At 47.1% G+C, this 25,148-nt stretch carries 26 protein-coding genes and 2 tRNA genes; 15 read left to right on the top strand and 13 right to left on the bottom strand.

Features of this window, described 5'->3' with window-relative positions; all coding sequences use genetic code 11:
- Positions 1-6 precede the first annotated feature (6 nt).
- Positions 7-1,338 carry an argininosuccinate lyase gene (gene argH / locus AC5FX6_RS04515; protein WP_493595829.1) on the top strand — a complete coding sequence of 444 codons (1,332 nt, stop codon included), beginning with the start codon at positions 7-9 and terminating at the stop codon, positions 1,336-1,338.
- Between the two features lie 94 nt (positions 1,339-1,432).
- On the opposite strand, the gene AC5FX6_RS04510 is transcribed toward argH, so the two are convergent.
- On the bottom strand, positions 1,433-2,119 hold the full coding sequence (locus AC5FX6_RS04510) for an MCP four helix bundle domain-containing protein (RefSeq protein WP_493595828.1): 687 nt from the start codon (positions 2,117-2,119) through the stop codon (positions 1,433-1,435).
- 197 nt (positions 2,120-2,316) lie between these two features.
- On the opposite strand from AC5FX6_RS04510, the gene AC5FX6_RS04505 reads away from it, so the two are divergent.
- The 7 genes from AC5FX6_RS04505 to AC5FX6_RS04475 all read left to right on the top strand — a co-directional run bounded on the left by AC5FX6_RS04505 (position 2,317) and on the right by AC5FX6_RS04475 (position 8,681).
- Positions 2,317-3,039, top strand: a complete 723-nt coding sequence (locus AC5FX6_RS04505; protein ID WP_493595827.1) for a peptidase-C39 like family protein — start codon at positions 2,317-2,319, stop codon at positions 3,037-3,039.
- Positions 3,040-3,042: 3 nt separating this feature from the next.
- Positions 3,043-4,521, top strand: a complete 1,479-nt coding sequence (locus AC5FX6_RS04500; RefSeq protein ID WP_493595826.1) for a RimK family ATP-grasp domain-containing protein — start codon at positions 3,043-3,045, stop codon at positions 4,519-4,521.
- On the top strand, positions 4,511-5,767 hold the full coding sequence (locus AC5FX6_RS04495; protein ID WP_493595825.1) for a carboxylate-amine ligase: 1,257 nt from the start codon (positions 4,511-4,513) through the stop codon (positions 5,765-5,767). Before AC5FX6_RS04500 ends, AC5FX6_RS04495 begins: the two co-directional genes overlap by 11 nt.
- Positions 5,761-6,486 carry an N-formylglutamate amidohydrolase gene (locus tag AC5FX6_RS04490; protein ID WP_493595824.1) on the top strand — a complete coding sequence of 242 codons (726 nt, stop codon included), beginning with the start codon at positions 5,761-5,763 and terminating at the stop codon, positions 6,484-6,486. The genes AC5FX6_RS04495 and AC5FX6_RS04490 overlap by 7 nt, the downstream gene beginning before the upstream one ends.
- A 142-nt stretch (positions 6,487-6,628) precedes the next feature.
- The gene (locus tag AC5FX6_RS04485) at positions 6,629-7,234 is read left to right on the top strand and encodes a YqaE/Pmp3 family membrane protein (protein ID WP_493595823.1); all 606 of its coding nucleotides are present in this window, start codon (positions 6,629-6,631) and stop codon (positions 7,232-7,234) included.
- Positions 7,235-7,360: 126 nt separating this feature from the next.
- Positions 7,361-8,293: a DnaJ C-terminal domain-containing protein gene (locus AC5FX6_RS04480; protein WP_493595822.1), complete on the top strand. Its 933-nt coding sequence runs from the start codon at positions 7,361-7,363 to the stop codon at positions 8,291-8,293.
- Between the two features lie 31 nt (positions 8,294-8,324).
- On the top strand, positions 8,325-8,681 hold the full coding sequence (locus AC5FX6_RS04475; RefSeq protein ID WP_493595821.1) for a hypothetical protein: 357 nt from the start codon (positions 8,325-8,327) through the stop codon (positions 8,679-8,681).
- On the opposite strand, the gene AC5FX6_RS04470 is transcribed toward AC5FX6_RS04475, so the two are convergent.
- Positions 8,667-9,416: a pseudouridine synthase gene (locus tag AC5FX6_RS04470; protein ID WP_493595820.1), complete on the bottom strand. Its 750-nt coding sequence runs from the start codon at positions 9,414-9,416 to the stop codon at positions 8,667-8,669. The genes AC5FX6_RS04475 and AC5FX6_RS04470 overlap by 15 nt on opposite strands.
- 94 nt (positions 9,417-9,510) lie before the next feature.
- Between AC5FX6_RS04470 and AC5FX6_RS04465 the strand changes: the two genes are divergently transcribed.
- Positions 9,511-9,711 carry a hypothetical protein gene (locus tag AC5FX6_RS04465; protein WP_493595819.1) on the top strand — a complete coding sequence of 67 codons (201 nt, stop codon included), beginning with the start codon at positions 9,511-9,513 and terminating at the stop codon, positions 9,709-9,711.
- 2 nt (positions 9,712-9,713) lie between these two features.
- Here AC5FX6_RS04465 and AC5FX6_RS04460 read toward each other — a convergent pair whose 3' ends face one another.
- Both AC5FX6_RS04460 and AC5FX6_RS04455 read right to left on the bottom strand, forming a co-directional pair.
- Complete coding sequence (locus tag AC5FX6_RS04460) at positions 9,714-9,977, bottom strand: hypothetical protein (protein WP_493595818.1); 264 nt, start codon at positions 9,975-9,977, stop codon at positions 9,714-9,716.
- Positions 9,978-10,006: 29 nt separating this feature from the next.
- A complete protein-coding gene (locus AC5FX6_RS04455; protein ID WP_493595817.1) occupies positions 10,007-10,426 on the bottom strand; it encodes a hypothetical protein in 420 nt (139 codons plus the stop codon).
- Positions 10,427-10,604: 178 nt separating this feature from the next.
- Between AC5FX6_RS04455 and AC5FX6_RS04450 the strand changes: the two genes are divergently transcribed.
- The 6 genes from AC5FX6_RS04450 to AC5FX6_RS04425 all read left to right on the top strand — a co-directional run bounded on the left by AC5FX6_RS04450 (position 10,605) and on the right by AC5FX6_RS04425 (position 15,148).
- Positions 10,605-11,015 (top strand): hypothetical protein, encoded by a 411-nt coding sequence (locus tag AC5FX6_RS04450; protein WP_493595816.1) that lies wholly within the window; start codon positions 10,605-10,607, stop codon positions 11,013-11,015.
- Between the two features lie 90 nt (positions 11,016-11,105).
- Positions 11,106-11,345 (top strand): GIY-YIG nuclease family protein, encoded by a 240-nt coding sequence (locus AC5FX6_RS04445; RefSeq protein ID WP_493595815.1) that lies wholly within the window; start codon positions 11,106-11,108, stop codon positions 11,343-11,345.
- A 112-nt stretch (positions 11,346-11,457) separates the two neighbouring features.
- On the top strand, positions 11,458-12,459 hold the full coding sequence (locus AC5FX6_RS04440) for a cation diffusion facilitator family transporter (RefSeq protein WP_493595814.1): 1,002 nt from the start codon (positions 11,458-11,460) through the stop codon (positions 12,457-12,459).
- A gap of 106 nt (positions 12,460-12,565) precedes the next feature.
- Positions 12,566-13,246 carry a peptide-methionine (S)-S-oxide reductase MsrA gene (msrA, locus tag AC5FX6_RS04435; protein ID WP_493595813.1) on the top strand — a complete coding sequence of 227 codons (681 nt, stop codon included), beginning with the start codon at positions 12,566-12,568 and terminating at the stop codon, positions 13,244-13,246.
- A 96-nt stretch (positions 13,247-13,342) separates the two neighbouring features.
- Positions 13,343-13,777, top strand: a complete 435-nt coding sequence (locus AC5FX6_RS04430) for a phage holin family protein (RefSeq protein WP_493595812.1) — start codon at positions 13,343-13,345, stop codon at positions 13,775-13,777.
- Positions 13,778-13,903: 126 nt separating this feature from the next.
- Positions 13,904-15,148: a hypothetical protein gene (locus AC5FX6_RS04425; RefSeq protein WP_493595811.1), complete on the top strand. Its 1,245-nt coding sequence runs from the start codon at positions 13,904-13,906 to the stop codon at positions 15,146-15,148.
- 189 nt (positions 15,149-15,337) lie between these two features.
- Here AC5FX6_RS04425 and AC5FX6_RS04420 read toward each other — a convergent pair whose 3' ends face one another.
- The 9 genes from AC5FX6_RS04420 to AC5FX6_RS04380 all read right to left on the bottom strand — a co-directional run bounded on the left by AC5FX6_RS04420 (position 15,338) and on the right by AC5FX6_RS04380 (position 25,141).
- The gene (locus AC5FX6_RS04420; RefSeq protein WP_493595810.1) at positions 15,338-16,471 is read right to left on the bottom strand and encodes a tetratricopeptide repeat protein; all 1,134 of its coding nucleotides are present in this window, start codon (positions 16,469-16,471) and stop codon (positions 15,338-15,340) included.
- Between the two features lie 70 nt (positions 16,472-16,541).
- Positions 16,542-19,094 (bottom strand): DNA gyrase subunit A, encoded by a 2,553-nt coding sequence (gyrA, locus tag AC5FX6_RS04415; RefSeq protein ID WP_493595809.1) that lies wholly within the window; start codon positions 19,092-19,094, stop codon positions 16,542-16,544.
- A 67-nt stretch (positions 19,095-19,161) separates the two neighbouring features.
- Positions 19,162-19,404: a hypothetical protein gene (locus AC5FX6_RS04410; RefSeq protein ID WP_493595808.1), complete on the bottom strand. Its 243-nt coding sequence runs from the start codon at positions 19,402-19,404 to the stop codon at positions 19,162-19,164.
- 146 nt (positions 19,405-19,550) lie between these two features.
- A complete protein-coding gene (locus tag AC5FX6_RS04405) occupies positions 19,551-20,321 on the bottom strand; it encodes an SDR family oxidoreductase (protein ID WP_493595807.1) in 771 nt (256 codons plus the stop codon).
- Positions 20,322-20,331: 10 nt separating this feature from the next.
- Positions 20,332-21,351, bottom strand: coding sequence for a metal-dependent hydrolase (locus tag AC5FX6_RS04400; RefSeq protein ID WP_493595806.1), 1,020 nt, complete (start codon positions 21,349-21,351; stop codon positions 20,332-20,334).
- A gap of 3 nt (positions 21,352-21,354) precedes the next feature.
- A complete protein-coding gene (locus AC5FX6_RS04395; RefSeq protein WP_493595805.1) occupies positions 21,355-22,521 on the bottom strand; it encodes a hypothetical protein in 1,167 nt (388 codons plus the stop codon).
- A gap of 169 nt (positions 22,522-22,690) precedes the next feature.
- Positions 22,691-22,763 (bottom strand) — tRNA-Thr (locus AC5FX6_RS04390).
- 22 nt (positions 22,764-22,785) lie between these two features.
- Positions 22,786-22,858, bottom strand: a tRNA-Thr gene (locus AC5FX6_RS04385).
- Between the two features lie 132 nt (positions 22,859-22,990).
- A complete protein-coding gene (locus AC5FX6_RS04380; protein ID WP_493595804.1) occupies positions 22,991-25,141 on the bottom strand; it encodes a DUF349 domain-containing protein in 2,151 nt (716 codons plus the stop codon).
- Between the last annotated feature and the right edge of the window lie 7 nt (positions 25,142-25,148).

Raw genomic sequence — 25,148 nt, 5'->3', positions numbered from 1 at the left:
TAATCCATGAAACTCTGGCAGAAAAATACCGACGTCAAAAAAGAGATCGAACAGTTCACCGTGGGTCGAGATCCGGAGTTTGATATGCAACTGGCCGCTTTTGATGTACTGGGCTCCCTGGCACACACACGGATGCTGGAGCAGGTTGGTTTGTTGGACGCATCAGACTTGGAGGCCTTGCAGCAGGAGATGAAAAACATCTACCGCCGCATAGAGGCTGGCGATTTTGTGATAGAACCAGGGGTGGAGGATGTGCACTCGCAGGTAGAATTGGAGCTAACCCGGAAGCTGGACGAAGCAGGTAAAAAAATACACAGTGGCCGCTCGCGCAACGATCAGGTACTAGTTGACCTGAAGCTATACCTGCGCTATGAACTGCAGCAATTGGTAAATGAGGTTAAAGGCTTATTTGATGTATTGCAGGAGCAAAGTGAACGCCATAAAGACAAGCTGCTGCCGGGCTATACCCACTTACAGGTTGCCATGCCTTCGTCTTTTGGCTTGTGGTTTGGGGCCTATGCCGAGAGTCTCGTAGATGATGTGTTACTCCTACAGGCAGCTTACAAAATAACAGACAAAAACCCACTGGGCTCGGCCGCCGGTTATGGTTCATCTTTCCCGCTTAACCGCCAGATGACAACTGACTTATTGGGTTTCAGTACCATGAACTATAATGTGGTCTACGCACAAATGGGCCGCGGCAAAACGGAACGTGTAGTGAGTACGGCTATTGCTTCGGTGGCTGCTACGCTGGCACGCATGGCCATGGACCTGTGCCTGTACATGAGTCAAAATTTTGCTTTTGTGAGTTTGCCTGATAATTTAACTACTGGTTCGAGTATTATGCCGCATAAAAAGAATCCGGATGTGTTTGAGATCATGCGCGGCAAGTGCAACAAACTGCAAGCGCTACCGACCGAGATCTCTATGCTACTCGTCAATTTGCCTTCCGGCTATCACCGGGAGTTGCAACTGCTCAAAGAGTCTCTATTTCCGGCTATTACAGAGCTGAAGGACTGCCTGCAAATGATGTCCTTCATGTTGCCACAACTCAAAGTGCGGGATCAGATCATGGACGAGGAAAAATATAAGTATGCGTTTAGTGTGGATGCCGTGAATGCGGAAGTACTGGCGGGCATGCCTTTCCGGGATGCTTACAAGGTGGTAGGCGAACGCATTGAAGCAGGAACTTTTACTGTACCTGAGACAGTAACCCATACCCACGAGGGCAGCATCGGCAACCTTTGCAATAAAGAAATTGCCAACCTAATGGACCAGGCAATTGCTGACTTTAATTTTGAAAGAGCCAACAAGGCGATAAATGAGCTGGTGAAGTAGCTGCGTTAATTCTCGATAAACAAAAAAGGGAAGCTTGTCTGAAACGAGTTTCCCTTTTTTATGCTTAAGGCGGTGGGCACTACCGTACTGACGCCTAATTCAAGTGGAAATTCTGAGGTTTGATATTTTTTAGCTTGCGTGTAGCCTGCAGCAGCGTAGCGACCAGCAACGCAATAAAAACCGACATGCCAATTACTAAGTAAGAAAGCACTTTCAGCGTTTTAACTTGTCTGTCAGCCGACTGGTACAACTCTTTCCCAACTTCTCCCTGCAACTGAATCAGTTCATGCAGCGGCTCCAGCAGGTGAAGGAACGCCTGATGGCCCTCGGTACGATACAGATTTTCAGCTTCTACCTTGTCTCCTGCACTGCTCAACTGCAGGATGCGATCCTGCACGACAACAAGCGTTTTAAACTGCTTTTTATATGTCGCCAAGCCAGCGCTTTCACGCTCTATCAGGTAGGTTTTTTCAAATTGATTGATAAGGGATTCGATTTCTTGAGTGTTAGCCAGAACGGCCTGATGCAAACTGTCTTGCTCTGTTGCAGCATCTGATAGAATATGATCTTCCAACGTGAGTCGGTTTTGATAATAGCGCTCCATCACATCCGAAATAACCAATGAAGGCACCAGGCGATCCTGGTAAACTTCCCGAAACTGATTGCTTACCCGCCCAATGCTGTAGCTGGCAAACCAGTTAGCCAGTATGATAATCGCAAACACTGAACCCAGTGCAAATGCCACTTTATCTCGTTTTGTTATCCGATAAGCCCAGTTCATAGCGCACAAGGTTTTGGTAAAATACAATATACGTTTTGTGGCTCACAATACCCAATGTAAGCTAGCATAAATAAGCGCAATAATTGTGCTGAACTTACGGCATATTGTTAATTCTTCTTTCTAAAATACAGATAACTTCTTTCATAGACCGCGTATAACAGGCACACTGATAGAAAGTGTAACAAAAATAGCTGCCTGTGATTCCGATCAAGATCCATACGCAACCCGATGATTCCACTTGCGGACCTACAAGTCTGCATGCGGTTTATCGCTATTTTAAAGATACCATCTCACTTAGTGAGGTGATCAAAGAAGTGCCATACCTGGACGAAGGCGGGACACTGGAGGTATTGTTGGCTTGTCACGCCCTTGAGCGGGGCTATCGGGCGCGCATCTATACCTACAACCTGCATATTTTCGATCCTACCTGGTTTCAGCTTAGCAACGAGGAAATTATCGGAAAACTGGAGCAACAGCTGCAGTTCAGAAAAGGCACTAAGTTCAGACGTGCCACCCAAGCCTACATTGATTTCCTGAAGCTGGGCGGTGAGTTACGCTGCACGGATCTGACCAAAGGCCTGCTGAGAGAGTATTTTGAGAGAGACATTCCGCTCCTTACCGGGTTGAGTGCTACTTATCTATACCAGAGCGCACGCGAGTTCACTGACGAAAATGGCAACTCGATCTATGACGATGTGCGTGGCTACCCGATGGGACACTTTGTGGTGCTTTGTGGCTTTGCAGAAGACCAGAAGCACATTGTAGTGGCAGATCCTTACCAGGAGAACCCATTTTTTCAGAACAACTATTACGAGGTCAAAGCATCACATTTGCTCAACTCCATTATGCTGGGCATGGCCACCTACGATGCTAACCTGCTGGCTATACAACCAGCGAAATCTCAACCCATCGACGAATAATCTATGCGAAAAATAGTAATTGTGGACTCCCCCAAAGACTGGGATGTGGCGATTGAAGATGTGGAAGTGGTGGATGTCCAAACCTACCTGACGGATACTGCTTATACGGATATTAAGAATGCCCGAATTTTTAACCTCTGTCGCTCTTACAAATACCAGAGTGCGGGTTATTACGTGTCGCTGCTTGCCGAAGCACGGGGACACAAGCCTATACCTAGCGTAGCTACCATGCAGGATCTTAAGAGCCCTACAATCGTGCGGGCCATTACCGTAGAGCTCAATGACCTGATTCAGAAAACCCTGGGAAGTCTGCGGTCGAAGTCTTTTACACTCAGTATCTACTTCGGGCAGAATGTCGCCAAAAAGTACGAGAAGCTTTGCAAGCATTTGCACGACCTGTTCCAGGCGCCTTTGTTAAGGGCACAGTTTGTATATAAAGATGAGTGGGTACTGCAAAGCATATCAGCTATACCTATCAACGACGTACCTGAGCACCACTGGCGCTACCTGCTGCGTTTTGCGAAGTCCTATTTTGCCAGACACCGTTTTTCAGGCGCCAAAATCGGACGAAACAAAATCTATGATCTGGCCATCCTGGTTGATCCGGATGAAAAAGAGCCGCCATCTAACAAGAAAGCCCTGCAGCACTTTGTGGAGGCCGGTGAAGCGATGGGTTTCTATGTGGAGATGATCACCAAAGACGACTACCGGCGCCTGCCAGAGTTCGATGCGCTATTTATCCGTGAAACGACCTCCGTTAATCATCACACCTATAAGTTTGCGCGCAAAGCCTATGCTGACGGACTGGTGGTGATTGATGATCCAATCTCTATCCTACGTTGCACGAACAAGGTATACCTGGCGGAGTTGCTCACCAAAGCCAAAGTGCCTATTCCCAAGACCATGATCATTCACAAAGACAACCGAGAACTTGTTGAGCAGGAACTCGGTATACCTTGCGTGCTCAAAAAGCCGGATAGCTCTTTTTCGCAAGGTGTCGTAAAGGCCAAAGACAGCGAAGGCCTGCAGCGGGAGCTAGACGAAATGCTGCTAGACTCTGAACTGATCATCGGACAGGAGTTCACACCGACTGACTTTGACTGGCGCATCGGAATCATGGACAAGCAGCCGCTTTACGCCTGTAAGTATTACATGGCCAAGGGGCACTGGCAGATCTATAACTGGAACGGCAAAAAGAAAAACGATACAGAGGGAGATCACGAAACGGTCCCTTTTGAAGACGTTCCTTTCGTGGTACTGCACACGGCTATCAAAGCAGCTAACCTGATTGGCAACGGGCTTTATGGTGTGGATATAAAGGAGATGGATGGTAAGGCCTATGTAATTGAAGTGAACGACAATCCAAGCATCGACGCCGGTTGCGAGGATCAGATACTTAAAAAGGAGCTTTATACCTCTATTCTTAAATCCATAAAGAAACGCATAGATGACAACAAGAACGTTAGAACAGATGAGTATTAAAACCGCAACACTGCACCTGTTTGAAGGCTATGGTGTGGAGATGGAATATATGATCGTAGACAGGGACACATTACAAGTGCGGCCCATCACTGACCAGTTGATTCACGAGGAGGTGGGTGCCTACGTGTCAGATGTGGAGTTCGGCAAAATGGCCTGGTCCAATGAACTGGTACTGCATGTGGTGGAACTCAAAACGCAATCGCCGACCCATACCTTGCTGGGACTGGAAAACGATTTTCAGGAGCATGTCAGGAAAATAAATCAGCTGCTCGAAAAGCACAATGCGATTCTTTTGCCGACGGGAGCCCATCCTCTGATGGATCCTTTCAGCGAAACCAAGCTGTGGCCGCATGAGCACAATGCCGTGTACGAAGCTTATAACAGAATCTTTGACTGTCGCGGTCATGGCTGGGCCAATCTTCAGAGTACACACCTGAACCTGCCTTTCGGTAACGACGAGGAATTCGGCAAACTGCATGCCGCCATCCGAATGGTACTGCCCCTTATACCTGCCCTGGCAGCTTCATCCCCAATGCTGGATGGGAAGCTGTCCGGTATGCTGGACACCCGACTGGAGGTATACCGCCATAACCAGGACAAAATACCTGCCATTGCCGGCAAGGTAGTGCCCGAAGCCGTTTTCACACACAAAGATTACGAAGAGCAGATTCTGAATCGCATGTACCAAGCGGTGGCACCCTATGATCCGGAAGGTGTGCTGCAGGAAGAGTTTTTAAACTCCCGCGGTGCCATTGCCCGCTTTGACCGCAACGCCATCGAAATCCGCATCATCGATATTCAGGAGAGTCCGGTAGCTGACCTGGCCGTGCTGCAGGCTGTTGTTGCAGCCATACAGGCGCTGGTAGGGGAGCGCTGGGTAAGCCTGGACAAGCTAAAACAATGGGACGAAAACCGCTTGTCTGACCTCTTCCTGAAAGTAGTGCACAGCGGACAGGAGACTATCATCAATGACCGTGATTTTATAGATTGCTTTGGTTTTGACTGCAAAGATAACTGCACGGTGGGTGAGCTTTGGAAACATATCACTACTGAAACGCTCAATCTGGAAGAGCAGCCCCATGTCGCCCACGCTTTGAATGTGATCTTATCACGCGGTTGTCTATCCAAGCGTATTATCGAAGCCTTAGGTGAAAATCCGACAGAGCAAAAAATACGAAGCGTATACCTGAGTCTTTCACGCTGCCTGGAGCAGGGCGGTGTTTTTATACCTGAAAAGCCATGCTGAGACTATTACTCACTTGCGAACACGGAGGAAACCTGATCCCGTCTGCCTATGCGCCACTCTTTCATGGGCAGGAGGAAATACTAGAAACACACCAGGGCTATGATATTGGTGCACTGGAGCTGTATCAAACCATGAAGCCAATAGCTGATGTAGGGTTCTATTCTGAAACAAGCAGGCTATTGGTAGAGTTGAACCGTTCGCTGCACCATGCCAAGCTTTTTTCTGACTTTACACAGGTGCTGCCGCCCGCTGAAAAGGAGCGATTGCTAGAGAAGCACTACAAGCCCTACCGGGAGCAGGTGGAGCAAATGGTCTCTGATTTTGTGTCCGCAGGACGTCGCATGTTGCATGTGGCAGTACATACCTTTACCCCGACATTGGACGGAGAGGATCGGCAAGCTGACATTGGGCTGCTCTATGACCCGAAGCGCCAGCATGAACAGGCTTACTGCAAAGAGTGGAAAGCCGCTCTAAACAAAGCCGACAAAGAACTCTTGGTACGCTTCAACTATCCATATCTTGGCATATCGGATGGATTTCCAACCTACCTGCGCCGCAAATTCAAACCCAACGAATATGTCGGCATCGAGCTCGAGGTAAACCAGAAATTCCCGCAGCAAGGGGGTGCCCGCTGGCAGCAAATACAGGAATTACTCGCCAGTACATTGCAGGAAGTGGTGCTTCGGAACAGAGCTTTGCTTATAGAGAATGCTATTTAGAGAACAAAATATCCTGTATTGCAGTACTGTATGTTATATATGAAGAGTTTTGCATATAAGCATAGCGCTATCTCTTTCTATACCATACACCCTTAGGAGGTGCTCAATCTTTTTATTTTTAATACCTTTAAAACCTAAAACTATGAAGATCAAAAGTTTACTTAATCTGGTATTTGTTCTGATAGCCGCGCAAATGATGTTTGCCTGTAGCTCCGCCAAATACTACGAGTTCGCTGGTCATAAGCAAGCTCCTTATCATGACATGAAAAAGCCTGCTGCACAGCAGGAGGTAGCCCCTGAAATTTCTCTGAGTGAGGTTGCGATGGCCGCAGCAGAGGAGAAAGCAACTGAAAATGCTGTAGAGGAACCGCTGCTGATGGCTAGCGCTGCTGCACCTGCCGCTCCGGTTGCATCAGCTCCTAAAGTAGCTCCAATTGCTCCGGTTGCTAAAGAAGAAGTTAAGTTGACAGAAGCAGAGGCGATGGCAATGGCAAAAGAGCGCATTGCCAACATGACCAAAGCAGAGAAGAAGGAGTTCAAGAAAGAGGTGCGTGAAGCAATGAAACAGGATCGTCGTGGCGGCGGTGTGAGCATTATCAAGATCATCCTGGCTGTATTGCTTCCTCCGTTGGCAGTGTTCCTGCACGTTGGTCTGGGCACCCAGTTCTGGATCAGCCTTATCCTGACACTGCTCTTCTGGATTCCAGGTGTAATCTATGCACTACTTGTTGTGACAGACACCATCTAAAATCAAGAATGAACAAATGATCAAAAGCACTGCCTCTCGGGGCGGTGCTTTTTGTTTTATATCTGCTTAACTCATAGTGCAGGTTTGCGTTTTATACCTGTAACTGACCTTTATACCTATACAAGCATGGAGTACAAGGACTATTATAAAATATTGGGCGTTGAGAAATCTGCCTCACAGGCTGACATTAAAAAGGCCTACCGTGCTTTAGCCAAGAAATATCACCCTGACAAAACCAAAGGAGACAAAGCTGCTGAAGAGAAGTTTAAAGACATCAGCGAGGCCTATGAAGTATTGGGGGATGAACAAAAACGCAAACAGTATGACGAACTGGGTACGAATTGGCGCCAATTTCAGCAGGGCGGGCAACACCAGGGTAGACCGGGTGGCGGCTATGGCGGTACTTACTACGAAGGCGATATGGGGGATATGTTTGGGGGAGGCAGCGGTTTTTCTGACTTCTTTGAGCAGTTTTTCGGAGGAGGGTTTTCGCAACAGGGTGGTGGCTTCCGCTCTGGCAGACAAGCGCCCAAAGGCCAGGATTACGAAGCCGAAATGCTCATCACCCTGCAGGAAGCTTATAGCGGCACCGCTCGTTTATTAACCGTAAATGGTCAGCAACTGCGTATCACCACGAAGCCGGGCGTGACGGACGGACAAGTACTCCGGATCAAGGGCAAGGGCGGTCCAGCCATGGGAGGAGGTACGGCAGGCGATTTGTACATACGCGTTCAGGTACAGCCTTTTCCAGATTTTGAGCGCCAGGGAGATAACCTGCACACAAAACTGAACCTAGACATGTATACTGCCATTCTGGGAGGGGAAGTACAGGTAAACACGCTCACAGGCAAACTTAAACTCAAAATACCGGCCGGTACTCAGAATGGCAAGATCCTGCGCCTGCGCGGGAAAGGAATGCCCGTTTACGGGAAAGCAGACCAGCACGGCGATTTGTACGTAAAGATAGAGGTACAGCTGCCAGTCCATCTCACAGAAGAGGAGCGTGGTTTGATGGAACGACTCAGAGAACTGCACCAACGCAAGACAGCCAGCGTATAAATGAAGTAGAACACCTTAAGCCTTCCCTGCCATGTTAATGACCATCGACCATATCAGCATCCAGAATCCCATTGAAGGTTTTGTTGACAGTCTAGCCGAAAGCAACCTGACCTGCTACGCCAGTGACCTGCTGGAACAGCAAGGTTGCCATAGCCTGCATGAACTGAGTGAAGCTGTAAAGCGGGCGACGGAGGTGTGTAACTGCATGCATGTGCCCCTTCAGGAGAATTTCAAAGTGGTATACCGTTCACGGAATGGAGAAGTAGTGCAGGACTGGCGGCTATCCCGCATGGCATACCTGCTTACCGCCCTCAACGCAGACTCCCGAAACGATTTTGTGGCCCAACTACAACTCGAAATGGTGAAGCAGATGCTACGCCATACCTGATGCTTCGACCGGGTTGTGTGCTAACCCTTCTTTTTTCAGGGATTCTTCCCAACCGAACTGCAAGCACAAACGCTGAAAGTGTGGTGGCAAGGAGGCTTTTATCTCAACTAATTTATCATGCACAGGATGCGTGAATGCAAGCGAAGCCGAGTGCAAAAGCATGATCGGAGATTCCAGTTCCTCCCTAAACATTTGGTTGTGGCGCCAATCACCATGCCGCTTATCGCCTATAATATAGTGCCTGATATGCGCAAAATGTTTACGGATCTGGTGCATGCGGCCTGTTTCAGGGTTTGCTTTTACCAGGGAGTAACGGGCTGTGCTATAGCGCCCAACAGGTATAGGCAACTCGATGGTAGCTAGCCGTTCGTAGTGCGTAACTGCGTCTTGTGGTGCTTTGTGCTTGTGGTCCTTATCCGGACGTATGGGGCTATCAATTGTTTCTTTCTCAGGAGTATAGCCGCGCACGATGGCATAGTACGTTTTCGCTACCTGTTTTTCTTCAAATGATCTGACTAGTGGTGTTACGGCTTCAGAAGATTTGCTGAAGAGCAGGACCCCGGAAGTGCCGCGGTCAAGGCGGTGTGCGGCATACACAGGATAACCCAACTGGTCGCGCAGCATCTGCAAGGCAAACTCTTTTTTCTCCTCTGCTATACGTGTGCGGTGCACCAGCAACCCATTGGGCTTGTTAACCGCTACGTAGTTATCGTCCTCGTATATTATCTCTAACACCTTCGTTTATTTTTATCGCAAAGATAGCCATATATTAAGAATTGAGCGGAAAGCTACCTATACTTGCCGAAAATCTCCAATAAGAATACACAACATGGCCATATCGTTTGACAACCTGCGGAAAGGGAAAAAATATGTAATGGAAAATTACGGTGAGCGCTTTGAGTTTCAAGTGGTGGACATCCCGGAAGAAGGGGCATACCAAGTGAAAGATCTGCATACCCTGGAAGTATTCATGTTACATGACCTGATCAGGTATGGACGTGGCAAAGACTTTGATATGCAGGAACTGTAAGATCAATTGCCTCGGGTCACTTTTCCTTTCAAATCCCAATGACTCCGGACAAGCTTTCCTGTTTTGCTGTCGCGCACCATCTTACGAACGTAACGTTCCCCCGAAATCGCACCATCCTCTAGTCTCTTGCCAATAAACAAGGTAATGGCCTCTCCATTCTCGTTGGTAATGATAGTGAGGTCCTTACCATTATAATGCTGGTCAAGCCTGCTGTCTGGTGTGTAGAGCTTGTTGAGTTTTTCGATCAGCTTAGGTCCGAGCGCCATTAGTGCAATATAGTACGATGCTTAAAAGACTAGTTTAAGGATACACAGGCAATTTGGGAGCACCAAGCCATGGCATCCTGAGAGTTATGAAACACCTCTATCTCAATGCAATTGGTGGTTAGATCATTGATTTGGTCAATGATTTTATTTGTGACCAGTACCTGAAACACGTCTATCGGCGTAACACGTGCCACTCTTTTGAGTGAAGTTTCCTCCAGCCGTCTGGCTGCCAGTTGCGCAAAAGCACGCTGCATCGATACATCAAGGTGAAAACCGATGCTGTTATCTGTTACCCAGTTATCTGCCTGATTTGAAATAGCTATATCAATTCCTTTGTCATAGCAACAGAGCAACGTTGACTCATCCGGTGGAAGAAGCCATTTAAAATATACCTGATTGGTTTCGGCTGTGTAGCTTATTTGACAAAAGTTATCTTTATACTGATTCATTTAGATTATTAGGGAGAACAAACAGTGCTACTACAATACTATTTTAGGGTATTAAAGTTCAAATATGCTTATATTAAATAAGGTATAATTAGGATAGTTCAATGATTGGTGTAGAATAAGCAACAATAGCCCTACTACATAGGTAAAAAATACAAGTAGAAGTAAACTGGCAATTGATATGTTGTATGTTCGTGAAAACCAGGAGCCTTTAGTGCACCAGAGTGAATTTTTGGAGATTCGGGTGAACGAAAGTGAGAAATTGCTGCTCTCAAATTGGCAAGGATGGTTGAACACGGCCAAAGGGCATGAAGGATGTCTCAAAGTTCTTGATTATGTCAAGGAGTATGGCATTTACAAAATTCTGAATGACAACTCAAAGGTGACAGGACACTCAGGTGACACGAAGTGGATGAATCAGGTATGGATTCCGTCTTTGCAGGAGGCAGGTGTTAAGTATTTTGCCTGGATATATTCTTACGAATTTTTCACCCAGCTAGAAATAGACAATACCGTTGATAAGAGTACAGGTATTGCTATGCGTACTTTTTTCCTATCTGAGGATGCCCGCCAATGGCTGCAGGTTTTTTAACCAGGTAGTGCATCTTTCGTATACCTTTCTACTAACTCACCTGAATTTATGCAGCCAAATCAGCACGCAAATCACTTTTATGTCTATATAATGGGTGATCAGACGCAGCCACAATTAAGCATTGGCATCTCTGAAAACCTTCTGCAACAGATATCCCATGTCAGTGGACAGCCTGGCCAGGCTAAACTCGTGTATTACGAACACTATGATCTGAAGGAAATTGCGCTCGTGCGTGAACGTCATATTAAATCTATCGGGACGGAGGAGCATTTCCGCCTGGTAGAATCCATGAATCCCAATTGGCTCGACCTTGCCGATACCTTGAGCTAAGCTCATTGCCAATCAATCTTATCGTTAATTTTAATTATGCTTGTCTTCAGCTGCTATACCTTTTACCTTGTAAGGTATAGGAAAGTGCGACACGTACCTGTTAGAAACTTAAATGGCAATGAAGAAAGTGCCGCGGCAGCAGAGTGAAAATATCCGCATGCAACTGCTTGTACTGGTTGTGGGCGTTCTCCTATTGCTGGCTAAGTTTCTCGCATTTTACCTTACCAATTCCAACGCCATTCTGACTGATGCCCTGGAGTCCATCATTAATGTTGTAGCCGGTGGCTTTTCACTCTACAGTTTGGTACTGTCGGCAAGGCCTAGAGATCTGAATCACCCTTACGGACATGGCAAGATAGAATTTGTAGCAGCTACGCTGGAAGGTTCCCTTATACTTGTAGCAGGAGGGGCAATTATATTCAAGTCTATTTATAACCTCTTTGAGCCACAGGTGATTTCCAGACTGGATGCCGGTATATACCTGATCGCCTTTTCAGGCGTTATCAATTTCGTGGTAGGGTATATTACAGAGCAGCGGGGAAACAAGGCAAACTCTATGGTTCTGATTGCCGGGGGGAAGCATCTTAAGACAGACGCTTACTCAACAGCTGGTATACTGGTGGGTTTGTTCTTACTATACCTGACCGGTCAGGTGTGGCTAGACAGTGTCGTTGCCATTTTGTTCGGCGCTTTTATCTGTTTTACGGGGTACCGTATTCTGCGGGCCTCTTTGGCAGGTATAATGGATGAAGCCGACTATGAACTATTGAAACGCATCGTAGGGGTGCTTAATGATAACCGACGCGAAAACTGGATTGACATTCATAACCTGCGTGTAATCAAATACGGCAACACCTTGCACATCGACTGTCACTTGACAGTGCCCTGGTACCTCACTGTGTTAGAAGCGCACGAAGAAGTGGAAGCGGTTGGGGCGCTCGTGCGGGAGCAGATTGATCCTGATATTGAGCTTTTCATCCATACAGATCCCTGCATAGAAGTGTCATGTCCCGTCTGCACCAAATCTAACTGTGATGTGCGACGCGAGCCGCTCAGGAAACGTGTGGAATGGGAACTAGATAAAGTGATCGCGGATAAAAAGCATGGTATTTAAAAACTTTGGCAGCAGTAGTATGTAAGAGGGGAGAAGCCTCTATTTTTTAACAAAAACCAATCCCAATCTGTTGAATTAGCGTAGCCAATAATAAGGCTTGTGGCGTATGAATCGAAAATATACATTTCTTTTATTCCCTTTTTTATTACTGCTCTGGAGGTGTACCGAGTCGGGGGGGGAGCAGCGTACTATATTGCAGGAGAGCGCTTATAACTATGGTGACAGCGCTGATACCCTTGGCTTAAGCAAAGCTACTTTTGCAGGAGGCTGTTTCTGGTGCACCGAGGCTTATTTTGAACGCTTGAAGGGCGTTGACCGTGTCGAGTCTGGTTACACAGGCGGAACAGAGAACAAGCCGACCTATGAGCAGGTCAGCAGTGGTAAAACCAGCCATGCAGAAGCTGTGCGTATCTGGTATAGGCCGGACGTGATCACTTATCGGGAATTGCTCGAAGTGTTTTTTGCCACACACGACCCTACTACGCTCAACCGACAGGGACCTGACGTGGGCAAGCAGTACCGCTCTGCCGTATACTTTCACGATGAGACGCAGCGAAATCAAGCACGTAACTATATGCGCGCCCTCGAAGACGCCGGTACTTTCCGGAACCGTATCGTGACAGAGCTCAAGCCTGCAGGCAAATTTTGGATCGCAGAAGATTACCATCAGGATTACTACCGCAATAATCCCGATGATCCTTATGTCGTATCAATAGCCCGCCCTAAAGTTTTGAAATTTGAAGACTCCTTCCGTAATAAGTTGAAAAAAAGTTATTTGAAAGAGTAGTATAGCTTTATTCTGGTGCAAATTTCAGCTTTAGAATATCTATAGTCGACCGTTTCCGTATTAGGACAGAAATTTGTCACTAAATCAATACGAACTATGGACTTTATACTCAATTTATTAGTAAGCGCCGGTGTCATCCTGCTATTGGCTTATATGTTACCGCAGGTACATGTCAAGAGCTTTTTAACAGCCCTGTGGGTGGCCTTTTTGATTGGTTTGTTTAATGCTACCATTGGATGGCTATTGCGCGGTGTCCTTAACCTGGTTTCTTTCTTTTTGCTGGAAGCTATCATCAGCCTGATTGTAACGGCAATTATGATCAAACTGGTCGATAAACTAGTAGGTAACTTTAAAGTAGACGGTTGGTGGCCAGCCTTTGTAATAGCGATCGCGACGGCTATAGCACTGGCACTAGTAGGATGGGTAAGAGGTGGCGATGATGATTACGCCATGCTTGATAAGCAGTCGAACGTCGAGCAGTATTTTGCACAATCACCAGGGATTGACCACCATACCATTCAGCTAATATAGTATAACTTTAACAGCTATAGAAACAGCCAGGCTTTAAATAGTCTGGCTGTTTTTTTATATGTTAAATAAGAAAATGGAATGGTTCAGCTTTTAATAATATTGTTTTAGCTATATTTAAGATATACAATGGCTACCACAATTCTCGGCATGAAAGCAAACTTGGCGATCCTTTTCTTAATTTTATTCACTTGCAACAACGCCTTTTCTCAAAACTTAAATTTTGAACAGGATTCATTAGAGGTAGTATTGGTAAAAGGGCAGCAGTTGGACAAGCCTATTTTTGTGTTGCTGTCCGGACCTGAGATTTCCAAGGATATACCCAAGCAATTGCGTGTGCAGATGATGGGGGCAGGGTTTGAGCATCCTGAGGTTGTAAAGGCTTATAACAAGCAATTCTTGAACTTCAAAGCACCTTACAGGTCCTCAGCTGCTAATCGACTGACCGCCAAATACAATGTCCGGGCTTTCCCGACATTTCTATACCTGAGTCCTGATGGTGCTCTGATTCATCGTAATCATGGCAACTATTCCTCTCAACAACGCTATCTGGATGATATCAAAGCGTTCCATGATAAGAAGAACAGTACGCATAACTTAAGCCATTTCGGTCAAGAGTATAAAAAGGGTCGGAGAGATGTTGACTTTTTAAGGCTGTACCTGCAGTTGAGCAAGGAAATGGGAGTGGAGGTAGAAGACGAACTGCTTGATTCTTTTGCTATTAGCCTTGATGCAGCAGGTAGTATGTCATTTTCTGACGTTGTGTATATACATGAATTCGGTCCGATAGTTGGCGGCCAGGCTTTTAATGTGGCACGCCAAAATCCGAGGTTGGTAGACAGTCTTTACAGGACCTTGCCGATTCCTAAACGTGTAGATATCAATAACAAGATCATTGTCAATACCATGCGGCATGCTATTGAAACAAAAGATAGAAGTCCGCATGATTCAGCTGCTAAAATCGTAGCCACCGAGAAACAGTTACAGCAAGCACGTCGGGCGTCCGGAACTGCTATGGCTGAGAATTTAAGTGAGGTCGGGCAGTATACTGAAACCAAGGTAATTACACGATTTGAAGTAATGCCGAGTACATACACAATGAAGTTAAACAATGCTGCATATTATATCTACCAGGCAGGTATTCAGAACAAGATGGCGCTAATTAATGCCAGAGATTGGAGCAAGCGTGCCATTGAGTTAGATCCAACAACAGTACCATTTTACCATACCTATGCGCTTTTGCTTTACAGACTCGAAGAGTATAAGGAAGCTGAGGATGTGCTGCAGACAGCCATCAAACTTGCTAAAGAAAATAACAGGACGACAGACTGGTTGCAGGAAGCACTTCGGAATATAAAATCCCGAAAGCTTTAATTAGAATGAAGTTTATGAAAATTAAGCTTATTTAACATAAAGTATATTATTAGTGACACTTATTATAGAGTATTTATACTCGTATATAATTAGTCTTATAATTTATATTATGTTAAGTAATGGATTTGGCAATAAGAAAGGGAGCCTGTTTTAGACTCCCTTTCTCTCTTCAAAACTTATCTGATTAGATTAGTTCTTCAGCTTCTTACCGATTCTCTCAGCATCAGCAGTACGCTTCAGACGCGTATAAACACGCTGTAAGTTAGCAAGTGTTGCTTGATCGTTCGGCTGAATTTCTAATGCCTTCTCAAAGTAAGGCAATGATGCTTCGTAGTGTTTCTTAGCCTGCGCTTCTAATTTAGCACCCTGCTTCTTGTAAGTAGCATAGTCCATTTTAGCGGCTTTGTTGTTGAACTCACTGCCTTTATTGTACTCCAGTACACCTAGGTTAAAGAAACCATCGAAGTTATTTGGATCAACTTCTACCGCTTGCTTGTAGTTCTTGTAAGCGTCATCGATGTTTCCTTTACGCTCCTGCAGGTTACCACGAACGGCATAAAGGCTGGCATTCTTAGGATCAGCTTCGATCGCTTTGTCAAGCTTCGCCATGGCCTCATCAGCACGGTCGTTTTTCAGGTAGTAACGCAGCTCTTCCTGCATCAGGTATACACTGTTCGGGTGCTTCTCCAAACCAGCTGCAATGGAAGCCATTACCTCTTCGTCACTGGCATCAACTGCCTGCTGCAACTGAATTTTGTTTTTGTAAACGTCTTCAGTTGTGTGGCCGATACCGATCAACTTATCATAATACTTGACAGCTGAGGCATAATCCTGCTTAGCAGTTGAAGCATAAGCTGCATAAAGTACAGCAGTTGTATCTGTTGGGTTTAGCTTAGAAGCCATGTCGTACTTGGCAATGGCATTATCCCAATCCTGGCTGTTATGGAATTCAACAGCTTGATTCAGGATCTGACCGTAAAGCATCTCCATGCGCTCCGGTACTTGCTTACCGAACTGACCGTCCTTACCATCTATTTCCAACGTTTTGTTGAATGAGGCAAGTGCCACTTCCGGCGTTTTCTCAGTAGCCAGTTTGCCGTAAATCGGGTGACCGATCAGGTCCTGGTTGATTACACCGTGGTAGAACCAGGTCTTTGCTTTATCCTGTGTCTTTTTGTGCTCAGTTGCTTTATTGATGTCTTCTAGCGCTTTGTCCAGCGTTCCGTTCTTGTGATTAAGCACGGCGCTGTTCACGGCTGAGTTTTGAGCGACAGCAACCTGAACACTCGCGGCTGCCATGGCTGTCATCAGTATTTTTTTCATACTATTCAGAGATTGGTTTTTGTTTGTTTGTTAAACGATTAATAAATAAAATAAAATTCCATTTTACAGATTAAACTTCATCTTCTGACACCTCAGGATCTATCTGAGTGTCAGGTTGTAAGGAGTCTTCAGGCTTTAGTTCAGATTGCTCCATCAGGGCTTCTGCCACTTCTTCTTCATTCTCCATTTCTACTTTGGCTACAGAAGAAATTTGGTCACCTTCCGTTAACTTGATCAGTCTTACACCCTGTGTGGCGCGACCAATTACACGGATATCCGCTACGCGAAGTCTGATTGTTATACCTGATCGGTTAATAATCATCAGGTCATCGGTATCTACTACCCCTTTAATGGCTACAAGTTTACCGGTTTTTTCGGTTACGTTCAGGGTCTTCACTCCTTTTCCGCCGCGGTTCGTTATACGGTATTCATCCATCAACGAACGCTTTCCGAAGCCATTTTCTGAGACTACCAGAAGTTCTGTACTCTCGTTTTCTACACAAACCATACCAACTACTTTGTCTTCTGGTCCAGCTAGTGTTACACCACGAACACCCGCAGCGTTACGACCCATCGGTCGTACCTGGTGCTCGTTGAAGCGAATCGCCCTTCCTGACTCCAGCGCAATGATGATTTCACTGTTGCCTGTTGTGAGCTGCACATCCAATAGACGGTCGCCTTCGTTGATCGTGATCGCATTGATACCATTGGTACGCGGTCTGGAGTATGCCTCCAGCACGGTCTTTTTAATAGTACCTTGTTCCGTACAGAATACGAGGTTATGGTTCAGCACAAAGTCCTGATTCTTCAGGTCACGTACATTGATCACCGTACGCACTTTGTCTTCTTTCTCAATGTTGATCAGGTTCTGGATCGCACGTCCCTTGGTGGTCTTCCCTCCTTCCGGAATCTCGTATACCTTCATCCAGAACACACGCCCGAACTCGGTGAAGAACAACATATGGTGGTGCGTGCTCGATACGAAGAGGTGCTCTGTGAAGTCACTTTCCTTTGAGGCAGCAACACCACGTGAGCCCACGCCGCCACGGCTCTGGCTACGGTATTCACTCAGCGAAGTACGCTTGATGTAACCTTCATGGGAGATTGTGATTACCATGTTCTCCTCCGGAATCATATCCTCGTAAGAGATATCGCCGGTAGAAGCCTCTATGCTGGTACGACGTACGTCACCGTAGCGCTCTTTTATTTCATTTAATTCATCTTTGATGATCTGCATACGCAGGCCTTCGTCATTCAAAACAGAGGTCAGGTAGTCGATCAGTTTCATGATCTCGGCGTACTCTGCCTGAATCTTGTCACGCTCCAGACCAGTCAGACGCTGCAGACGCATGTCAAGAATCGCACGTGCCTGAATCTCTGACAGGGCAAAGCGCTCCATCAAGCCATTACGAGCAATCTCTGGATCACGCGATGAACGGATCAGATTGATCACTTCATCCAGGTTATCGAGGGCGATCAGTAAGCCTTCCAGTATGTGCGCACGCTTTTTCGCTTCGTCCAGTTCGTACTGCGTTCTGCGAATTACTACTTCGTGTCTGTGATCTACGAAATGGTGGATCAGGTCTCGCAGGTTCAGCGTCATCGGACGACCCTTTACCAGGGCCACGTTGTTCACGCCAAACGAAGACTGCAGCTGGGTGTACTTGTATAAGTTGTTGAGTACTACGTTAGGTATAGCATCACGCTTCAAGTCATACACGATGCGCAAACCGTCACGGTCTGACTCGTCGCGAAGGTCAGCTATACCTTCAATTTTCTTTTCGTTGATCAGTCCTGCTGTCTTCTCAATCAGGGAAGCCTTGTTGACCATATAAGGAATCTCCGTCACGATGATCTGCTCTTTGCCTGTCGGAGAGGTTTCGAAGATAGCTCGTCCGCGCATCAGCACACGGCCACGGCCAGTTTCGAAAGCAGCTTTCACGCCATCATAACCATAGATGATACCACCTGTCGGGAAGTCAGGGGCTGTGATGTAGTGCATCAGTTCAGCTACCGTGATATCTTTGTTATCGATGTAGGCGATCGTGCCGTTGATCACTTCTGTGAGGTTGTGTGGGGCCATGTTAGTGGCCATACCTACTGCAATACCGGATGTACCGTTCACGAGCAGGTTCGGGAACTTGGCCGGCATCACGGATGGCTCTTTCAGGGAGTCATCGAAGTTCGGCACAAAGTCCACCGTGTTTTTGTCCAGGTCAGCCAAAAGCTCGTCGGCTATACGCTTGAGGCGAGCCTCTGTGTAACGCATCGCAGCTGGTGAGTCACCGTCTATGGAGCCGTAGTTACCCTGACCGTCTACCAGTGGGTAGCGCAGCGACCATTCCTGGGCCATACGTACCATGGTCTCGTACACCGAGGAGTCACCGTGCGGGTGGTACTTACCCAGCACCTCTCCTACGATACGTGCTGATTTCTTGTAGGACTTGTTATAGGATACCCCCAGTTCTGACATACCGTACAGTACACGGCGGTGTACTGGCTTCAGGCCGTCTCTCACATCGGGTAAGGCTCTGGAAATGATAACAGACATTGAGTAGTCGATGTATGCACCGCGCATCTCGTCTTCAATGTTGATCGGTATTATTCGTTCGCCTTCGTTCATGTTCAAGGTCTAAATAATAGTTTTGTGTTGGTAGATATACTCTTCAGGCGAAAGCCTGTAATATTCGTTAATTCTTGCGCTGACTTTTGTCATTGGTGCGCTTATGCACCTCCCCTGTTTGCTTTGGCAGTTTTTCGCCAATTTTAGGATTTTGCTTCTTGTGTATGGGTTGGCCGCGAAACTCCTGCTCACCATGCGCATGCACCATGCGCACCTGGCATGAAGTGATCGGACACATAGGTTTACAGGATGAAAAAGTCAGAAGCAGCAGAGCAGCGCTAATGGGTAAAAGCAATCGGATTTTTGCCATGCATGTCGGGTTCTAAAAAGCGCTGAAAATTGTTTTGCGCTCTTGCAGCCTAATCATACAAAAGTAGTAAATTTTGGATTAATAAACCAGTGTTTTAGGGGATAGTTTAGACACCCAAAAGAGCGGTTTTATACCTGTTCTATACCTTAAGCCGGATGAAATCCATTGATGGTAAATCCCCCGTCTACAGCCAGTGTTTGACCGGTAATATAAGCTGCTGCCGGCATGCATAGATAGGCCACTGCACCCGAGACATCCTCCGGCTTGCCAATTACCCGCATGGGGGTTCTGACGAGCACATCGTGCAGATACTGTTCGTTCTGCAGCACAGTCTGCGCAAGAGGCGTACTGATGTACCAGGGGGCTACGGCGTTCACACGTACTCCATCTGTGGCCCACTCCCCTGCCAGGTTTTTGGTGAGTTGTACCAGCGCTGCTTTCGTCATGCCATAAATAGCACCGGTCCGCACATGTGTCAGTCCGGCGACAGATGTCACATGGATGATATTGCCCTGTGTCGATGCTTTCAGCAAAGGATAAAATCCCCGGCTCAGTTCGAAAGCTGACAGCAGGTTCGTGCTCATCATAAAATCGTACTCTTCGGAGGTATATTCAGTAACGGGCTTGCGTATATTGGTGCCCACGTTGTTCACCAGTATATCAAGTGCGCCCCAAAGCTCCTGCACTCTGTCGAGTAGTTTCTGGCGACCTTCTGCATTGCTGACATCAGCCACCAGCACCGATAATCCTTCCGGAAAGTCAGCTTGCAGCTGCTGCAAGTCCGCCTCTTTGCGGGCTACCGCCAGTACTTCGGCACCCAGTGCGATAAATTCTGCCACAATCGCAGCGCCTATACCTTTAGAGCCGCCCGTGACAACCGCTTTTTTGCCTGTAAGTAACCATCTTGCTGATGTCATACGCTTAGATTTAGTCTTTATTTCCCAGAATACGGCGTAAATAAGCCTTTAGATAATCACTGTCAATCTTAGGGCGATTATTGATCTCTTCAAATTGAAGGGAGCCGTCTTGTTTGCGCCAAACATGGTATACGAACACATACTGTCCTTTGCCTTCCTGCCACCCGTCAAACTCACCAAAGCGCAAGTCTTTGATATAGATGCCTTGTGGCGCCTCTTCCACCGCATGATACCCTTTGGTGATTTTAAGCAGGCGCTCCATTTTCGGATGGCCGCGGTATTCGCTAAGCAGTTGTTCCTGCCGCGGCTCAAAGCTATACCTGATGTTCCGATCCTGATCTAGTATCGAGTAAAAGCCTGTATAAAAGCCTTCCTCTGTAGCAGCCGTGACAGACCATAGCAGTGTGTTCAGAGGTGTTGCTTTTACGATCTCTGAATCATAGCTTATACCCTGCTCCTGCAGACTATTAGAGAATGCATTTTTGGCATAAGCCTGAGCAGCAAATGAGAAAGCGATGTAAAGCGAGCTGATGATGAGCCCTGCATTGTTCCAGTGCCGGCGCTTCGGGTTTCGCCTGTCATAAAACATGACTGCAATCACGCAGATCAGGAAGGGAACCGTGTAGAGCGGGTCGATAACGAAAATATTGTAAAAGGCTACGCCATAGTTGCTGAAAGGCCAGAACAGCTGGGTTCCCCAGGTGGTAAAGCTGTCAAGTATAGCATGAGTCGTAAAACCCAGTAAAAAGAGCCAGGTCCAGTCCCAAAACGAAGCACGCTCATTTCTATACAGCCTCCAAAGCATCCAGCCTAAAATTGGAGAGGCAATGATGGCAAATAAAAATGAATGTGTAACTGAGCGGTGAAAGCTAAGTTGCCCTACCATGTCCAGCAGTGGATTGGCCAGCACGTCCAGATCAGGTATGGTGCCGGCAATGGCGCCCCAAAGCAAGGCCTTATTGCCAAGCTTGCGGCCTGCCACAGCCTCGCCAACGGCGGCTCCTAATACGATCTGCGTCAGTGAATCCATTGCTTACTTAATGATCGGTGCGCGCTTGAATTCCTTCTCACGGTCGAAGAGGAAACGGTAGGTCACGTAAGTTTTGTAAACGCGACCTCCTACTTGCTCTATAACCTTCATCATTTTAGGGTTAAAGTCACCGATCCAGTTCATCTGCAAGTCATAGTAAGGGATGTTCGGGTTTCCCTGTACCAGTTTGGCTGCTGACACCACCATGGCGGCCTCTACGCCTTTGCCCTGGCACTCTGGTGTGATACCAAATACAATACCGTACATCGTCTTGCAGGACCCTCTCCAGCGGTGGTAGGCAAATTTGATCTTGCCCCAAAAGTCCAGCTTACCATTCACATGTTTGAACAGCTGATTGAGTTCAGGTATAGCGATAAAGAAACCGGCAGGTTCGCCTTTGTGATAGGCAAACCAGATGATTTTTTCGTCAAGTATTGGCTTTAATGCCTTCATGATTGACTTAGCTTGCGCTTCGCCCATGGCTTTTACCCCTTCATGTTTTACCCAGCCTTTGTTATAGACAGTTCTGAAATCCTCCGCGTATTTGTTGAGGTTCTTCTTGTCGATATGCTGAAAGTGATAATCTTTATCCGAGAGGATACGCTGTGCCTTTTCATGATACTCAGGCCCGAGCGGGTCTTCTACGGTGCGGTAGTATACATACTGATTGAAATACAGCTGAAAACCATAATTCTCGAATAGCTGCTGGTAGTAGGGATGATTGTAGTTCATGCAGTAGGTCGGCTCGTAGAAACCGTCTACCAACAAACCCCACCACTTGTCGCGCTCTCCGAAGTTGATCGGTCCATCCATCGCTTCCATGCCACGCTCCTGTAGCCAGTTGCGACCGGCATCGAATAGCATATTAGCTGCTTGTTGATCGTTTATACAATCAAAAAAGCCCATGCCGCCTGTTGGCTGTTCAAAGGATCGCGCTGTTTTTTTATTGATGAAAGCGGCTACTCTGCCAATAGTTTCCCCTTCTTCATCACGCAGGATCCAACGGATCGCTTCTCCGTCTCTGAGCAGTTTGTTTTTCTTGGGATCGAATACCTGATGCACATCCTTGTCAAGCGGGCGTATGTAGTTCGGATCTTTGCGGTAAAGCCTTACCTGCATTTTAATAAACTCTTCGGCTAGTTCAGGGGTGTTTACTTCTATGAGTTGCATGGGGAAAGTATTCAATGCTTGGATGAATCCCCAAAATAAGTCATAAAACTTGAAAAAGCATATATAGCCGGCTGTACCAGCAGTGTAAAAAGCTTTAAATGAGTCTGGAGGGGAATTGAGAAAGGTATAAAAACAAAAAAGGCTTCAGATTTCTCTGAAGCCTTTTAAGAGCCCCCAGTCGGAATCGAACCAACGACCTACTGATTACAAGTCAGTTGCTCTACCAGCTGAGCTATGGAGGCGGAATAATTACAAATAAAGTTGAGCCCCCTGCCGGGATCGAACCAGCGACCTACTGATTACAAGTCAGTTGCTCTACCAGCTGAGCTAAGGAGGCGATACTTTATTTGTGTGTTGCCCTATCGTTCTAAAGCGTTGCAAAGGTATAATATAGTTTTTAATATACAAATACCTGCTGCTGGATTTTTTGCCCTTTTGCGATAAGCTTTTGAGTATCAAATAGAAATTTTTATCTTCTGAAAGCGGCCAGCTGCCGCTGCAGGATGTCTATACGTTTTTGTGTCTCGTCTATACGGCCTTCATATTCCTCCCGCAACTTATCAGCGTTCTTGGAACGTGCGAAGAATTCAAGGTTCGTACGCAGGGTCTGTATATCGTTCTGAAGTTGGGAGATCTCACGTCGGAGCGTTTGCTCTTTCTGGTACAGCTTCTGGGAAGCGTCCGGGCTGTTCTTCAGACGATCCACCTGCAGTTGTGCCAGCATCGTCGCGCGGTCATCGTAGTGCAGGTCAGGTACACGCTCCAGGTATCGCTCCATCAGCGACAAGAACTTCTCTTCTACCCGCGTGCTTACGCGCTTATTGCCGGCATCCAGGGTTCCCCACTCCACTACAATTTTGTTGTAGTCATCCAGGGAAGTCGTTGTATTGGGCTGTGCCAACTCCTCTGTGATGCGGTCGCACAGTGCCAGTTTTTCAGAAGAGAGTTTTTCCATCTCAGCCCCTTTTTGCTGCTCCTGTGACTGCTTGCGATCAAAAAATTCGTTACAAGCCGCTCTGAAGCGCTGCCAGATCTTGTCTGAATGCTTATCCGGTACACGGCCAATGGTCTTCCACTTCTTTTGAAGCTGGATCATTTTCTCCTTGGTCGTATTCCAGTCAGTGCTTTCTTTCAGGCTCTCTGCCTGCTCGCATAGCTCTGTTTTCAAACGCAGGTTCTGCATTTTCTGCTCATCCAGCCCTTTGAAGAACTGATTCTTGTGTTGGAAGAATGCCTTGTAATTGCCCCAGAACGTTTTGTTAACCTCTTCGGCGTATTCCTTCGGAACAAGTCCGGCGTTATCCCACTCTTCTTTGAGCTTCTGAATTTCATCCGTCTTATCGCGCCACTCGTTGATGCGATCGGTGTTGAAGTTCTGGAACTCCTGCAAACGGGCCAGAAGGGCACGCTTCTTCTCAAGATTGGCCAGTTCCACAGTCTTGCGCTCTTCCATGTAAGAGCGACGGTGCTCATGCACTTTCTCAGACGCCTGAATGAAGCGCTCCCAGATAGAGTCGCGCTGTTCGTTAGGTACTGGTCCGATATTTTTCCACTCTTCGTGCAAGTGGCGCAGCTCCTGAAGCGCCTTGTTGATGGAAGGCTCATTTTGCAGGGCTTCGGCACGTTCAATCAGCTGTGTTTTGGCATCAAGATTACGGCGTCTGTCCAGCTCCTTCATCTCGAAGAACATGCTGCGGTTGTTATAGAAGATGTCAAGCAGGGCATGGTACGAATCCCATAGCTCTTGTGCCTCACCTGGAGGAACAGGACCTATGCTTTTCCACTCACCCTGTAGTTTCTTCAGTTCATCGCTGCTGTTTTTGGTTTCAGCGGATTCAACCAGCGTGCGCAACTGCTGAAGCAGCTCGCGCTTGCGCTCTAAGTTGCGACCCCGCTGCTCTTCGGTATGCTGGCGCTCCTGGTAGCGTGCCTCCCGATAGGCGGCATAGAGTTGCTCCAGTTCGGTGTGCTCCATGGGAGCGTGGTATTCGAAATCCTCTTCTGTTCCCCCCTCCTGTCGGAATCGGTCAAGTGCCTGGCCTTTTTCTACCTGGAACTTGTCTTCGTATTGACGATGGATTTCCTGAATCTTTTTGTATTTGCGCTTTGCATCTGGTCCTTTCAGAAGTTGGCTCAGGTGATTGCGCAGTTCCTCCATTGGGAGCTCGCTGTAATCCGTGTGGTCATCCTCATCGAGTTCTTCATCATCATGGTGGTCATGCGTGGAGGCTACAGGTGTCTTCACTTCAGTAGGTGCTGAATCCAAAGAGGGAGATGAAGTTTCGGCAGGAGCTTCTGGCGAAGAGGTTGCTTCTGCTTCGGTTGCTTCCGCTTCGGGCAGGTTTGCCTCAGCAAATGCCTCTGTAATTTTTTCAGTTTCTGACGTTTCTGCCTCAGAAGCCAGCTCCGGTTTTATTTCAGGCTGATCTTCTTTTGGCACACCTTCTTCCGATGGTAAAGCTTGTGCACTTTCTTTTTGTGCGTTGATTTCGGCAAGGCGCTGCTCTACAATATCCATCGGTGACGAGGCCTGCTGCTTGTTGGCTTGTGCTTCGTCTTGTGGCCGGGGTTTGTTCGCCTCAGCGCCGTTTGCGTCGGTGTGCTGTTTATCAGTTGTCATGACTTCA

The organism is Pontibacter sp. LHS2, assembly GCF_058932845.1.
This window is presented reverse-complemented; position numbering and strand designations above follow the sequence as displayed.